This window comes from Helicobacter saguini, assembly GCF_000762875.2.
GTDB lineage: Bacteria > Campylobacterota > Campylobacteria > Campylobacterales > Helicobacteraceae > Helicobacter_A > Helicobacter_A saguini.
The window spans coordinates 1-16,064 of record NZ_JRMP02000022.1 but is presented as its reverse complement, the minus strand read 5'-3'; the positions used below and the strand labels follow the sequence as shown (position 1 = coordinate 16,064).

The 16,064-nt window shown below is 37.5% G+C and carries 9 protein-coding genes; 4 read left to right on the top strand and 5 right to left on the bottom strand.

Translation table 11 applies throughout. The annotated features are described in order from the left end of the window. Positions 1–7: 7 nt before the first annotated feature. Positions 8–3,178 carry an FAD-binding and (Fe-S)-binding domain-containing protein gene (locus LS64_RS10625; protein WP_081948366.1) on the bottom strand — a complete coding sequence of 1,057 codons (3,171 nt, stop codon included), beginning with the start codon at positions 3,176–3,178 and terminating at the stop codon, positions 8–10. A gap of 276 nt (positions 3,179–3,454) precedes the next feature. Between LS64_RS10625 and LS64_RS10620 the strand changes: the two genes are divergently transcribed. Next, positions 3,455–5,131 (top strand): lactate permease LctP family transporter, encoded by a 1,677-nt coding sequence (locus tag LS64_RS10620; RefSeq protein ID WP_034574830.1) that lies wholly within the window; start codon positions 3,455–3,457, stop codon positions 5,129–5,131. 79 nt (positions 5,132–5,210) lie between these two features. On the opposite strand, the gene leuS is transcribed toward LS64_RS10620, so the two are convergent. Beyond that, entirely contained in the window at positions 5,211–8,018 is a 2,808-nt protein-coding gene (gene leuS, locus LS64_RS10615) for a leucine--tRNA ligase (RefSeq protein WP_081948365.1), read from the bottom strand. Between the two features lie 35 nt (positions 8,019–8,053). Then, entirely contained in the window at positions 8,054–11,305 is a 3,252-nt protein-coding gene (gene dnaX / locus LS64_RS10610; RefSeq protein WP_118962136.1) for a DNA polymerase III subunit gamma/tau, read from the bottom strand. 162 nt (positions 11,306–11,467) lie between these two features. On the opposite strand from dnaX, the gene dapF reads away from it, so the two are divergent. From dapF to LS64_RS10595, 3 genes are all read left to right on the top strand, one after another. Then, positions 11,468–12,292 (top strand): diaminopimelate epimerase, encoded by an 825-nt coding sequence (dapF, locus tag LS64_RS10605; protein WP_034572260.1) that lies wholly within the window; start codon positions 11,468–11,470, stop codon positions 12,290–12,292. 80 nt (positions 12,293–12,372) lie between these two features. Continuing rightward, on the top strand, positions 12,373–14,367 hold the full coding sequence (gene fliK / locus LS64_RS10600) for a flagellar hook-length control protein FliK (RefSeq protein WP_052062518.1): 1,995 nt from the start codon (positions 12,373–12,375) through the stop codon (positions 14,365–14,367). A gap of 26 nt (positions 14,368–14,393) precedes the next feature. Then, positions 14,394–14,972, top strand: a complete 579-nt coding sequence (locus LS64_RS10595; RefSeq protein WP_034572263.1) for an anthranilate synthase component II — start codon at positions 14,394–14,396, stop codon at positions 14,970–14,972. Between the two features lie 10 nt (positions 14,973–14,982). On the opposite strand, the gene LS64_RS10590 is transcribed toward LS64_RS10595, so the two are convergent. Further along, on the bottom strand, positions 14,983–15,444 hold the full coding sequence (locus tag LS64_RS10590; RefSeq protein WP_052062519.1) for a DUF2147 domain-containing protein: 462 nt from the start codon (positions 15,442–15,444) through the stop codon (positions 14,983–14,985). A 59-nt stretch (positions 15,445–15,503) separates the two neighbouring features. Next, a partial coding sequence (locus LS64_RS10585) for an autotransporter domain-containing protein (protein ID WP_138127343.1) occupies positions 15,504–16,064 on the bottom strand: 561 nt, incomplete at its 5' end.

Here is a 16,064-nt window from a genome sequence, read left to right as displayed (position 1 = left end):
ATAATTTTTATTTGCTGTGGGAATCTACTAAGTAGATTATGTGCTGCCAAATGAAGTTTGTCTTATCGCTAAGTCCTATTTCGCAAGTGCTAGAGCTACTAAAGCCATTTTTGCAATTACTAAAAATATTGCGATTTTGCGGATTAGATTCTATAAACTTAGAATCTTTGGAATTAGATTCTATATTTTCACACACATAATTTTCGCCAAAGTGTGATAATGCACTTTCATTTAGTTCGGGAGTAAAAAAGCCCTTGTTTCCCGCAAAGCCACAGCATTTTGTGTTGCTATCATTGATTACATTTGCACCGCATAATTTTGCTAGTTTAAATATAGAATCTTCCCAGCTTATTTTTTCACTTTTCAAAGCGATATTGCGAGTGGAGCAGGGTGCGTAAATGGCTACATTTTTATTTATAGAATCTAATGGCGTGATTGTTAAATGCGGGATTAGATATTCTAATACAAAGGCACTTAAATCATAGAATCTTAATTTAGATTCTAAGCAATCTTGTTGCTTTATCGTCTTAAAAATCTCCAAGCTACACGCGCTATGGTCGCATACAATAGGAATCTCGCCATTTTTAGATTCTAATCTTAGTGCGTTATAAGTATCACTTGCTAGCTTTTTTTCAATATTTTTATGATTTTTATACGCCTTACCACAGCATAAAGATTCTATATTTTTTGGATAAATCACATTGAATCCAGCCTTTTTACAAAGGCTTTCAAACACTTGCGCGATGCTTCTTTTATCACTCGCACTTTTACTTGGAGCAAACATACGATTTAAGCAAGATGTAAAGAAAATCACTTCGCCATTTTTGCTCTTACCTTGAGCGTTACTAACGATTTTATTTTCTAGCCTATAGTTATTTGGCGTAGGGAAAGATTCTAAAAGTAAAGGCGTATCTATCTTTTTATGCAAGAAATTTGTTAGCTTTTTTGCATTTTTTTTACCAACTATGCTTTGTGTAGCATTTGCGATTTTCACACTCGCTTTTGCAATTTTAGTAGTGCGATTTATATTATTTGCAAAGCTTTTTACAATCATAGAATCTAGCATATTATGCTTTTGAGATAAATTTGTAGCAATTTTAGCCGTATCAATCTCAAGCGGACAAAGTGTCGCACACATCGAGCAAGTAGCACAGGTCTCAATGCCTAAATATTTATAGCCTTTTTGCAATGCTTTTAGCTCAAGAGATTCTATAGAATCTTTGTTTTTAGATTCTGTGTTTGTAGTTTCGCTCCGCTCAACATGACTATTTAGTTTAGATTCCAAACGCTTTATTTCCCTATACACCGCTATCCTTTGTCTTGGCGTTAAAGTCAAATTGCGTGAAGGACAAATCTTTTCACAAAAGCCACATTCCATACACGCATCTAAATAATCTTCAATCTGGTTTGCTTCAGCCGGTTTCAAATTTTTCAAGTGGATTTGCTTATCCTGCGTTATTATCACATCTGGATTTATCAAATTCTTAGAATCAAATATCGCCTTTATACGCTTATTTATCGCGTAAGCCTTAGCCCCCCACTCAGTCTCTACAAAAGGCGCCATCATCCGCCCCGTGCCATGTTCAGCCTTTATACTACCATTGAAACTTACCACAAGATTCACCAACGCATCCATAAATTCGCCAAATCTAACCTTTTCACTCTCCACACTTAAAAGCGGCGTAATGATAAAATGCACATTCCCACTTAGTGCGTGACCAAAGATTATTCCTTTAAAGCTATACTTTTCAAATAGCTTTTCAATGCCCTCAATGCCTTGCGTAAAATGCTCAATTTCAAAGCAAATATCTTCAGTTATTACAATGCTCCCGCTAGGACGCGTAGCGGCAGCTAGGGGCAGTATTCCTTTTCTTATTTTCCACCAAGACTCCTGCTCCTTTTTATCAAAGCTAAAAGTATTACCAAAAAGCGTAGGGATAGAATCTAATTGCGTTTTAATAGATTCTATATTCGCATTTAAAGATTCTAAATTATCACTTTCCATTTGCACCAAAATAGCGCAATTCCCTTTATTTATCTTATGTATAGAATCTGGCATACCCTTTAGCCCTTTTACAGAATCAAGCGAGGCATAGTCCATAATCTCCGCCGCACTCACAATATTTTCATTTTTTGCTAGAATCTTAATTGCATAACTTGCTATGCTTAAATTTTCATAGAATAATAACGCACAGGCTTTATGTGTGAAATCCTGCACGCATTCATACTCTACCTTAGATACGAAGCCTAAAGTGCCTTCCGCCCCGATAAAAATATGATTTAAAATATCTTTAATATCACTAAAATCAACCAAAGCATTTATCGCATAACCGGTGGTATTTTTTATTTTAAATTTATGTTTTATAAACTCGCTCAAGGCAGAATCTTGCTTTATTTCGTGGCTCAAATTTAGGAGAGATTCTACAATATGAGCGTGAGTTTGCTTAAAAGATTCTATACTTTCGCTCGTATCCAAAATGTAGCCATCATTTAGAATCACGCGGATAGATTTGATTGTTTGATAGCTATTTTGCTTTACGCCACAGCACATTCCACTTGAGTTATTTGAAAAGATTCCGCCGATTAGTGCGTTATTTATAGTGGCTGGGTCTGGTCCTATTTTTTTATTATATTTTTTTAGGGCGGCGTTTGCATCAGCACCTATCACACCGCACTCTAGTTTTATAGAATCTGCATTCACGCCTTTGATTTCGATATTTTTAAAATTCTCATTACACACGACTAAAATGCTATCACTACACGCCTGCCCGCTAAGTGAAGTCCCACCAGCGCGAAATGTTAAGGGTGTATTGTGTTTATTTGCTAAGTGTAAAATCTGCTGAATCTCGCTTTCACTTTTAGCCCAAATTACAAGCTTTGGGATATATCGATAGCAGCTTGCATCAAGCCCATAGGCAAATCGCCGCAAGTAGTCTTTGTAGATTCTAAGATTTTTGGTTTTTGATTTAGCTTTTGATAAGCCCTTAGATTCTATATTTTGTTTGTTGTCTATGTTATAGAATCTAGTTTGTGATTTTTCATCACCATCGTGCAAGAATAGCTTTGCTTCATTATAGAATCTAATGTATTTCTTTGGAATATGCAGGTTTTCTAACTCGCTTTCAACCTTAAATCTAAACTTAAACCCAAATGCTTCCGCCTTAAAATCCACACTCATCTTACTTCTCCATTCTTAGAATCTAACCATTATAATATATCTAAAACCACTTTATTATTAAAATCTAATAAAAATAAGAAATTTAATCACAAATTGCAAAATTTGTAACATTTGCGTAATGTAAAGATTCTATAACACAACATTTTTTTACATTTTTTCCCATTTTTTTCTAAACGCCCTTGCAAAATTCACAAAACGCAATATTTTTTTCACAATAGTTTCAATTTATGTTATTATAAATACACTTGACTAAAACATAAAGGATTCAAAGTGGAAATTTGGACGCAAAATTATACGCCTGTGGGCGATAGTATTTGGCTTAGTGCGATTGTCGCACTTTTGCCTATCATTTTGTTTTTGGTGTGCCTTGTGTGGCTGAAGCTAAAGGGCTGGATGGCGGCAAGTCTTACGGTAGTTTTAAGTATGCTAATTGCACTTTTTGTGTATAAAATGCCTTTTAATATGGTCGCTTTAAGCTTTGTGCAGGGCTTTCTTACAGGGCTTTGGCCTATTGCGTGGATTATTATCGCGGCTATTTTCTTGTATAAAATCGCGGTAAAAACGGGCTATTTTGAGATTTTGAAGCAGAGCGTTATGGCGATTACGCCTGACCAGCGGTTGCAGGTGATTTTGATTGCCTTTTGTTTTGGTGCGTTTTTGGAAGGGGCTATCGGCTTTGGTGGTCCTGTGGCGATTACGGCAGCACTGCTTGTGGGCTTAGGCTTTCGTCCGCTTTATGCTGCTGGGCTTTGTATGATTGCTAATACCGCGCCTGTTGCCTTTGGTGCGGTGGGAATCCCTATCATTGCGTTAGGCGGGGCTGTTGGCGTAGATTCTGGAGATATTTCGGCTATGGTTGGGCGGATGTTACCACCGCTAACGATGTTTGTGCCATTTTTTATCGTATTTTTAATGAGTGGTATGAAAGGAGTGAAAGAGACTTTTCCAGCGGTATTTGTAGCGGCGACTTCCTTTGCTGTGGTGCAATACTGGAGCTCAAATTATTTAGGTGCGGAGCTGCCTGATATTATTTCTGCTATTGCGTCTATTGCTGCGACTTCGATTTTCCTAAAATTTTGGCAGCCAAAGCATGTTTATACAGGCGAGGGGCAAAGTGAGATTGATTTAAAAGATGCTAAAATGCAAAAGCAATATCCTATCGGCACGATTGTTATTGCGTGGATGCCTTTTATCTTGCTAGTTATTGCGATTGCGATTTGGAATTTCCCGGGGTTTGCTGGTATCCCTGCGTTTAAGTCGCTATTTGGCGCTGATGGTGCGTTAAAGGATACGAATATCACATTTGCAATGCAAGGGCTACATAATCAAGTAATGCAAGTAGCCCCGCTTGTAACTGAGCCTAAGCCACTTGATGCGACTTGGAAGTGGAATCTTATACAAAATCCTGGGACTGCTATTTTACTAGCAGCGTTAGTTAGCATTTTAGTGTTACGCGCTAAAGGTAATCAAATCACAGAAGCCGCAAGCGAGACATTGAAAGAAATGTTTATCCCTATTGTAACAATCGGCTTAGTCGTGGCATTTGCCTTTGTAGCCAAAAATAGCGGACAAGCGGCTACTATGGGTATCGCACTATCGCACACAGGGGGGTTATTCCCATTCTTTTCACCATTTATCGGGTGGCTTGGCGTATTCCTAACAGGAAGTGATACGAGTGCGAACCTGCTTTTTGGTCCATTGCAACAAGCGGCAGCTAGAGTGCTAGGCGAGCCTGAAGTGCTATTCCTTGCGGCAAACACCGTTGGCGGCGTGGTTGGCAAGATGATAAGCCCGCAAAGTATCGCAATTGCTTGTGCTGCCGTTGGACTTGTAGGGAAAGAAAGCGACTTATTTAGATTCACACTTAAATACTCAATAGGCTTTGTAGTATTTATAGGAATCTGGACTGCCTTTATAGCTTACATCATCCCTGGCATTATCGTGGGACACTGATTTTAGATTCTATAAGCATAGATTCTATACAAGTGGTTGGGGTCTATGTTACTTTAAATCATTATGTTTTTTATATATTTCACATCACAAAGTTTATCATTTTATTTGGTATGAAAATTTCCTTTTTGATGGCACTAGTTAGCCATTTACTGACTGAATCTTTTGCAAGGGTTACAATCAAATCTTGGGACGCACTAGAATCTACGCTAATTTGGGCGCGTTTTTTACCATTTATGCTAACCGCATAAGTAATTTCATCTTGGATAAAAGCTCTAGAATCTATAACTATAGGGCTAAAATTTTGCAGATTAAATAACTCTTGACTTAGCTCACTTGCAATATGTGGAATAAAACTCTCCAAAATATGCAGCAAAATAAAATACCCCTCGCTAAACACAGAATCATTTTCCTGCGCACTCAACGCATTATGCGCCTCCATACACGCCGCGATAATCACATTAAATGGAAAGCCCTCTAACTTTTTGCTAAAAATGTTATGATATTTTTGCAGGGCATCATAGACTTTAAAGCGCGCGATTTTAGAATCTTTGCTAAGATTTTCTACACTCAAAGGGCTTTGTAGCACGGACTTGTTATTTTTTTTCTCACCCAAGCTATCAAACTTAAAGCCCTTAATCACGCGCCCTTTTCTATCAAACAAACGATTGATAAATTTATAGCAGCCTTTCACGCCCTCATCGCTCCATTCAAGTGCGTAAGTTGGCGGGGCAGCAAAAAGCGTGAAAAGCCGCGCCGTATCCGCACCATAGGCTTCTATAATGTCGCGTGGCTCGACCACATTTCCCTTACTTTTACTCATTTTTGCACCACTTTTTAAGACCATTCCTTGCGTTAAAAGCGCAGAAAATGGCTCGCTAAATTTAAAATAGCCTAAATCACGCAACACTTTTGTGAAAAATCGCGCATAAAGCAGGTGCAAAATCGCATGTTCAATCCCGCCGATATACTCATCAACCGCCATAAAATAATTCAAACTTTTTGGCTCAAAAGCTACATTTTTCCTAACTTCTGGTGGCGTGGTATAACGCAAAAAATACCAGCTAGATTCCATAAATGTATCCATCGTATCAGTCTCACGCACTGCGTCCATGTGGCATTTTGGGCATTTTGTATGCTTCCAAGTAGGGTGCTTTTCAAGCGGATTTCCCTCCCCTGTGATTTCAATATCTTGCGGGAGCGTGACAGGTAGGTTAGTTTCCGCGACCACGCCGCAGCAATTGCAGTGAATTAGCGGTATGGGTGTGCCCCAGTAGCGTTGCCTTGATATGCCCCAGTCGCGTAGTTTAAAGTTTGTCACGCCTTTTCCTTTATTGTCGCGTTCAAAATCTTGCGTGATTTTTTGCCTTGCTTCCTTACTTTTTAAGCCTGTGTATTTATCACTATTTATTAAGATTCCATCATCAACTATAGCTTTTTTTAAGTTATGATTTTTAGAATCTAAGCTCTCATTAGTTTCAATTTTTATAACTTGTTTTATAGGCAAATTATACTTAGTAGCAAACTCAAAATCTCTTTCATCATGGGCTGGAACGCTCATAACAGCGCCACTTCCATAACTTGCAAGGACGAAATTTGCTACATAAACAGGGAGTTTCTCTTGCGTTAAGGGATGAATTACAAAAATAGGAAGTTTTACGCCTTGCTTGTCAGCTTTTGCTCTTTCTTTCTCACTTTGATTTCGCATTTGCTCAATTGATTCTATGCAATCTTTGCTTAGAACTTCAAAATTTTCTAAGTTAGCATTTTTAGAACTTTTCTCAATTAGCAAATCTACAATTTTATGCTCTGGGGCAATAACGCAGTATGTAACACCAAATATCGTATCACAGCGAGTTGTATAAACTATGATTTCACTAACTTTATTATCTAATAAGTTAGCAGATTTAGAATCTAGCTTAAAGCCAAATTCAAGTCCGCGTGACTTTCCTATCCAGTTTTTTTGCATACTTATTACTTGCTGGGGCCAGTTGCCTTGCAAGCTTTCCAAATCATCTAGCAATTCTTGCGCGTATTGCGTGATTTTAAGGTAGTATTGATACATTTCTTTCTGCACTACTTCGGTATCACATCGCCAACATTTTCCATCAATGACTTGCTCATTTGCTAGCACGGTTAAATCTTTTGGACACCAGTTTAGCAGCGCCTTTTTGCGATAGACTAAGCCTTTTTCCCACATTTGTATAAAAAATTCCTGCTCAAATTTACTATAAAGCGGCTCACAAGTAGCCAAGATTCTATCTTGAGAAAAGCTTAAACCTAGCAAATTTAGCTCTTTTAACATCACATCCATATTTTCATAAGTCCAAGTTTTTGGGTGGATTTTATGCTTTATAGCCGCATTTTCCGCTGGCATACCAAAGGCGTCAAAGCCGATAGGATGCAGCACATTAAAGCCTTGCATACGATAATATCGCGCCATCGCATCGCCTATGCAGTAGTTGCGAACGTGTCCCATGTGAATAGCCCCGCTAGGATAAGGGAACATCGAAAGGATATACTTTTTTGGGGGGAAATTTGGGTAGTTATTTTTTTCTTTTTTAGAATCTTGCTTACTCTTAGAATCTAAATTTTTAGAATCTTTTTTGGTGTTAGATTCTAAGTTTTTAGAATCTTGTTGCTCTTTAGATTCTAAATTTTGCGTTTGAACTTCAAAATTTTTTGAGTTAGGATTTTTAGAACTTTTTTCTTTTTTAGAATCTGTTTTAGATTCTAAGTTTTTGCTTAAAAAATTAGGATTTTTAGAATCTTGTAAATTAGATTCTATATTTTCACAACTAAAAGGCTCAAAAATCGGCTCAAACGCCTTGCTTTCCGCCCAAATCTTTTGCCATTTTGCTTCTATTTCTTTTGGATTGTAATTTTGCATATTTTTCTCCTTTATTAAAGTTACAAAATTTATAATTATAAGTCTTCTAAACTTATAACTTTTATTTCTTTTATGCCGAGATTTTCTTTCATATTTTGTAACATTTCCTTATTTTGAGTTACAAATTCTTTAGCTTTACTTGCATTATCTTGCGTTACAGATTCTATATTAGATTCTGTATTTTGTGGTTGTGTGGAATCTTTTTGTGATTGTGTTTGATTAGATTCTATATTTTGTGGTTGTGTTGGGTTGGATTCTGTATTGTTAGAATCTGGCGGGGTTATGGGCGTTTTAAATAGGGTGTCTAGGGCTTGTGGGCTTTCTTTGCTATCAACTTTTAAGGCTGTTTTTTCGCCAAAAACTTCGCGAATTAGCGCTAATAAGCCTTTATAGCCTTTTCTAAGCAAGTCTAACTCGCTTTCATCCATAAAAAATGTAACATGCAAATCATTTCCATTAATTCCATTAAATCTAACTTTTTTCTCAAAAAGTTCGCCTATTTTGAAGTCTCTGTCATAAATTTTTGCGATTAGGGTTTGGAAATTAGAATCTAGATTTTGCGGGAAAATTTCGGTTATATTTTTTGGGTATTTTGGTTTTGTGGGTTTTGTGCTCTCTTTGATAGAATCTTGTGTTATGTTAGATTCTATATTTTCGTTGTTTTTTATAGAATCTAGATTATTTGTTGTGTTGGGCGTTTGCGAAATATCTAGGTTGTTAGAATCTACGTTTTTAGATTCTATAGAATCTAATTTTTGCAAGTCATTATTTTGCAATACAACGTCTTTAGATTCCATAGAATCTATTTTTCCAAAGTCGGTATTTTTCATGTCGTTTTTTTGGTTTTCATTTGCACTTTGTGCATTTTCATTGTTTGCCTTAGAATCTAAATTAGATTCTATATTTTGGGTTGCTTTGTTAGAATCTATTTTCATAGAATCTTGTAGTTTAGATTCCATAGCCTTATTAGAATCTTGCAATGCCTTGAAATCTACGCTAGATTCCATTTGCGAAATGGCGGTGGTTATATCGGTTAGTTTTTGCGCCTCAAACATCTTTAAAACGCAAAGCAGTAAGCAAAATTCACCATCGCAATCAAGGTGCAACATCGCCTTGCTATCCGCGATAATATTGCCATATCGCATACCTAAAATAGGCGGAATTTGCGGTATTTCAAGCAACATTTTTTCCCTAATATACACGCTCAAAGTATCTAAAATCATCTCAATTTCATAGCTAGAAATCTCGCGCACAAAAGCCACGCACGCACTCATATCTCGCCGCAAAAGCGCGTTAAACAGGCTATCAAACGCACTCAAATCAAGGCTACCTAACATCGTGGCAACCTTTTGGCTAGTCAAAACGCCACTGCAATACACGATAGCCTGGTCTAACAGCGTGAGCGTATCGCGAACAGAGCCGCTACCATTGCGTATAAGCAGGTTTAGCACGTCATTATCGGCACTCACGCCCTCTATTTTTATTATCGATTCTAGGTGCGCCTTTAAAATCGTGGTAGGAATCTGCTTAAAACGATAATGTTGCGTGCGACTAAGGATTGTGGGCGGAAGCTTTAGCGGGTCGGTAGTCGCAAGGATAAATTTGACAAATGGCGGCGGCTCTTCAAGGGTCTTAAGCAGGGAGTTAAACGCCTCTTTTGTCAGCATATGCACCTCATCGATGATGAAAACCTTGAAGCGACCAAGCACGGGGCGGTATTTCGTCTGCTCTATAAGGTCGCGAATGGCGTCAATGCCGCGATTGCTCGCACCATCAAGCTCGATAATGTCAATGTGCGTGCCTTTTAGCGCCTCTTTGCAATTAGTGCAAGTGCCGCAGGGCTGACTTGTTATTTTTTTTTCACACTCTAAACATCGCGCAAAAATCCTAGCTGAACTCGTTTTTCCGCTACCTCGTAAGCCACTGAAAAGATAGGCATTTGCGATTTTCTCGCTATCAAGGGCTAGGCTTAAAGTCTTTGCTACGCTATCTTGCCCGATTAACTCGCTAAAGGTTTTAGGGCGATATTTTAGGGCTAGGGCTTGGGAGTTGTTTGTTTTTTTAGATTCTGTGATTTCGTTATTTTTTATGGAATCTTGTGAATTAGATTCTATATTTTGGCTTTCTGTAAAATGTGCGTTTTTAGATTCTATAGAATCTAGGTTTTTGTTGGCGTTTATATTTAGTGTAACGTTTTCTTGGCTATCGTGGTTTTTGACCCACCCCCCATCCCCCTCCGCAAGGGAGGGGGAGTAAGCCGCTTTAGATTCAGTGTTTTCTTTAGAATCTAGATTCGCTAAATCTTGTGTATTCATAGAATCTTTATTTGGTTTAAAATCTTGGTAAGGATAGCCCCCCTCCCTTGCGGAGGGGGGTTGGGGGGTGGGTGTTTCGACGTTATTAGAATCTAGATTCTGTAAATTCTTAGAATCTTGTATTATAGATTCTGTAACTTTTTTAGAATCTAAATTAGGATATTCGTTGTTTTCGTTGAATCTAGATTCTATATTTTGCAATTTTTCTTTAGAATCTATATTGTCATTTGTTATGTGATTTTGTGTATCGTTTGTTTGGTGTTCATTTGCACTTTGTGCAAAAAGCGCAAATCCCCCACCCCGCTCCCCCTTTGCGCAAAAAGCCGCCGCTTTTTTGCTAAAAGGGGGAGAGCCCCGCTCTTCCAACTCTTTGCTAAAAGCGGACGTCCGCACTTCTGCGGACGTGCTTTCCGCTTTTAGCACTGCGAGTTGGGCGGGCTCACAAGGTTGCGTGCTTCGCACGTTTCCATTAATTGTCGAGCTTTGCTCGACTCGCCCTTTTTCGTTTATCTTTATAGAATCTATTTCGTTTCCTTTTTCCAAGTTTTTAGATTCTATATTTTCTTGTTCGTTGGCAAAATTCGCAGTTGAGAGATTCATTTCAGTCTTAAAAAAGGGTGGTTGGGTGGGAATAGATTGATATGAATCTCGCAACTGCGAATTTTGCGTGTTAGATTCCATATTTTTAGAATCTAGATTCTGTAATTTGTTAGAATCTTGTGAGGTTTGTAAATATGAAGAATTAGATTCCACATTCCCTAACTTTTTTGTGCCTTTTGTTTTATTATTTGTAGGTTTCATCATATCAAATATCGAATTTGGACGTTTATATGGCATTTTGGCATCAAGTGGATTTGGCGAGATAAAATTCACATCCCAAGGCGGCGAATCATCAAAAGGCGAATCATCAAAGGACGAAGCACCAAAGGACGTATCATTAGAAGTATCAAAATTAGAATCTAAATTAGGCATTTTTTCTCTTTAAAGTTATAAATTGCATAAAAATTGTAAAAATATATACCATAATTTTGTGAAAAAATATTAAATATTTAAACTTTTTAGTATAATATCAAATATTTATAAAAATATCTTAAAAAGATTCTAAAAATTATAACCTTGCTGCAAAGGATAGTTATGATACTTAGTAAATATTGTGCGAGTGGCAATGATTTTTTGATTTTTCACACTTTCGAGCATAAAAATCGCAGTGAATATGCCAAAAAAATGTGCAATAGATTCTATGGAATCGGCGCGGATGGCTTGGTCGTGCTGCTACCTTACGCTCAAAATAGCGATGAAAAGGGCGATGAAGAGGCAATTAGCGAGCTAGATTCTAAGCAAATCGCGTATCAGTGGGAGTTTTACAACTCAGATGGCAGTATCGCAAATATGTGCGGAAACGCGTCACGTGCGGTAACTCTGTATGCTTATCACAATAATATCGCGGGGCTAAAGCACAATTTCCTTAGCAAAGTTGGCGTTATTGAGAATAATATCCAAAATATTAAGAGTGATAAAGAAGCCCTTGTGCAAAGCAATCTTGGCAAGTTTAGCTTTGAGGGGAGTTTCGTAGAATCTCGCCGCGAAAACCTGTATGATTTCGAGTTAATCGTGGTTGGGATACCGCATCTTGTGTGTAAATGTGAGAGTTTGCGCGAGTTTGATGGGCTGCTTGATGATTTGGAGTTTTTATCGCAGCTACGACACAAGCACAATGCGAATGTCAGCATCGCATTTCGCGAGAATGATGTGATACATTATGCGACTTTTGAGCGCGGCGTGGAGGGCATTACACAGGCGTGTGGGACGGGGGCGTGTGCGGTGTTTGCAAGTTTTCGCGAGTTTGACAAGAGCTATACTTTGATACCGCCAAGCAAGGAACGGCTGATTGTTAGTAGCAAAAATAGCGAGATTTACTTTGCTGGGCTTGTAAGCCTTGTTGCCACCTGCGTGGTGTGAGATTACCAAAAATAGATAACGGAATGGGATTTGCTTACCACTTGCTAATAAATTATGTATTTCATTTTAAGGATTAGGAAATGGTTGCGGATATTAATGCTACTGGGGCTTCTAGCACTCCATTAGTAGTAAATGATAGCAAGGCTAGTAATAATACAAATGATAGCACATTTGCTGATGCGTTGGCGCAAGGTATCGCACAAGATAAGGCTAAAAGTGCGACAGATACGACAAATGCAAGTGCGAATAATGCACAAGGCACAAATACGCAAAATAAAACCACTACGCAAGATTCTAAAGCTGGAGATTCTAAAACTACAAAAACAGAATCTAAAGCAGATTCTAAAACAGATTCCAAAGTTACAGAATCTAAAACAGATTCTAAAAATATAGATTCTAAAGATTCTAAAAATACCGCTAAAATCGAGCCAAACGCCACTCCGCTAAATACCAAAGCAACTCCGGCAGATTCTAAATCCGCTTTAAGCAAGGCGTTAAATAAAGAAGAGGTAAACGATACGCTTGAAGCCCCACAAGATACCGCCGAGATAGGCGACATTACGCTAGATACCGAAACCCCAAGCGATGAAAATATAGAATCTAACTTAGAAAACGCAAAAGATTCAAAACTAGATTCTAAAAATCTAAAAAATGTTGGCGCTAGAAATGGCGATACAAAGGGCGCAAATAACGGCGATTTACCAAAAGCCGATAATACAGATGAGCCAAAAAAGCTAACTAGCAAAGAAATAAAAGCAATTAAAGAGCAAGAATTGCAAGAAAAGCTAAAAACGCTTAGCGATGTGAAAAAGGAAGCACAAGCGCGCAATCTAAACTTGCAAAAGATTGATATTGTCGAGCAAGGGCGTAAAATCCCTGTGGGTCCGCAGGATTTAATGGATAGCGAAATGCTAGATAGCATAAATAATAATCGCAATCGCCTTGCAAATTCGCTTCAGCAGCAAGGTCAAGCGGTAGCTGCAAGTATCGCAAATGCGACAAATAAGGAAATGAGCGAAAAAGATAAGCTACTAGCCGAGCTACTAAACCGATATGATGCGGCAGAAAATGCAAGACGCAAAGCGGCAAATGATAAAGAGAAATTGCAGTTTAAGGTTGAAAATGGCGATAAAGCAGTCGTTATAAATCGAGCGACGATGCAACCGGGCAATATCATCAATCCTACGATTAGAAACGAGGCTATGCAGCAAGATTTCTTAGAAAAATTGCATGGAATCACAGGCGATGAAGCCCTAGAAGAGACCTTAGCAAGTAATCAAGCACGACTTGAAGTAATGCTACAATACGCGCAAAAAGCAGCCGCATTAAAAGAAGTGCCAAAAGCTGGGGCGAACGGCGTAAATGGAGCAACGCCAAACTTGCAAGGCTGGGCTAAACAAGGCGAGTTTGTCGCGGCGGCGGATAATGATTTAGAGTTGCCAAAAGATGTGAATTTTGAGATTGATGGGAATAAGCCTTTTGATTCTATGTTGCAAGAAAAGGTCAAGGCGGACAACGCAAAAGAAGCGGTGGCGACTAAGAAAAGCGATGAAAAAGTCGCTGAAAAGGCTGCGGATAATGGAAAAGTCGATGCAAAGCAAGAGCTAAATGCGGCGCAAGCCAAGCAGGATTTAAGCAATAAAAATGCCTTAGCGCGCGAAATGATTAGGAATTTTGCTGGGCAGTTTAGAGAAGAGGTGATGAATTATAAGCCACCGATTACTAAGATTAACCTTGAACTAAACCCTGCGAATTTGGGCGAGGTGAGTATGAGCATTAGCAAAAAGGGCAAGGATTTGCAAGTTAGTATCACAAGTAATGCGAATGTGATGGGAATGTTTGTCCAAAATGCACAAGAATTGCGACAAAACTTAATGCAAATCGGTTTCAACAACCTTGATTTAAACTTTAGTGCGCGTGATAATAATCAGCAAAATGGCACAAATCAGGGCAATGCGGATAATGCAGAGCAAGATTCTAAACTGCAAAGTATAGATGAGGCACAAAACGCCCTTAGTGCGTCACCAGATTCACTGCCTAGCTCCCTTGAAATCACACTGCCTGAATACGCGTAAGTCGTTTAAAATCTAGAATTTATAAAATGGGTAAGTATAAAAATGCCAAAGTTTTAATAATAGATAATTTTGATTCTTTTACTTACAATATTGTATATTTATTAGAATCTATAAAGATAAAACCGATAGTTTTACAAAATACATGTGGTTTGCAAGATATATTAAGATACGATTTCACTCATTTAATTATCTCACCTGGTCCTAGTAATCCACAAAATGCTGGTGTTTCTATAGATGCAATAAAATATTTTGCAAAAACAAAAAGGATTCTAGGAATTTGTCTTGGACATCAATGTATAGCACAGGCATTTGGTGAATCTGTAGTAAAAATGCCAACTCCAACACACGCAAAAAAACATAAAATGTATTTTAAAAAAAATACCCTTTTTAAATATATTAAATCACCTATAAAAATTGCTCTTTATCATTCTCTACAAGTAAAAATAGATTCTATAAAACCTAAAATAAAAATCCTAGCTTATAGTAAAAAAATAATAATGGCAATAAAGGTAAAAAAATGTAAAATATACGGAATCCAATTTCACCCAGAATCTATTTTGCAAAAACATGGAAAAAGAATTATAAAAAATTTTTTAGAAATATAGTCAAAATAATTTATTTAGGTAAAGCCAATTTGTTTATGTCAACACGACGTGATTTTAAAGATTCTATCTCTTTAGAATCTAGTTTTCGCCATTTTAATGTCATGCCTAAAATTCCTTTTTTATCCTCACTTACTCTAACTTCTAAAAATTTACCACCATCATACTTTGCACTTGCATAATAAATATGCTTATGTAACATATCTAAAATCTTACCATTTTCATACTTACCTTTAGTTGTCTCCAAAAGATTCCATACAAAAACGCTGTATTTACTAGCTTCAACATTTTGCTTATTGTTCTCGCCTTTTTGTATCTCTTCTTTATTTGTAAAGGCGACTGCATAATATTTGTTGTTTTTCTTAAAGACTTCTACATAATTATCATTCCCGCCAAAACTCATATCATAAAGCCCAGATATATCATAAGCAAACACAACATTCAATAAAATAATTACCAACAAAATCTTTTTCATCCTTATGTCCTTTAAAATGCAATGCGTTATTTTACTAAATTATTTTCAATGTTTAGATTCTAAAACACAAAGCGAATGCCTGCGTTGGCGCCAAAGCCAAAGGCTTTTGAGATAACTGATGTGTGGCTTGTAAGGCTTGTATTAATATAGAATCTACCAAGTGCTAGCTCGCCCCCAGCAGTAACAAACATATTTGAACGCAAACTATCGCCACGATAATCAAAAGTGAAAGCAAGATTAGATTCAGTGTTACTTACATTAGAAGACGACAAACGTTTAGAATCTAGATTGTCTTTTAGCACATACACATCTTGGCGAAATTGCGCATTTAGGAAAATGTAGCTTTGGTTTTTGAAATATTTACGCCCTTCGATGCCGACATTTACACCGATTGCGTGACGCGCATTATCACTTGTATCAATTTCAAAAATGCCACTTGCCTGTCTATTATAGCCTGTGGATGTGCTAATGTAGTAGCTCGCACCTAAGAATGGTTTCAAAGTATAGCCCTTTTTAAGCACAAAAGCGTAACCATAAGTAACATTTCCCTCCAAATTTGTCACATTATAATGGTATTTTTGATTGAATAAATCAAGCAAGTCAAAGCCCCTTTTTTGCGC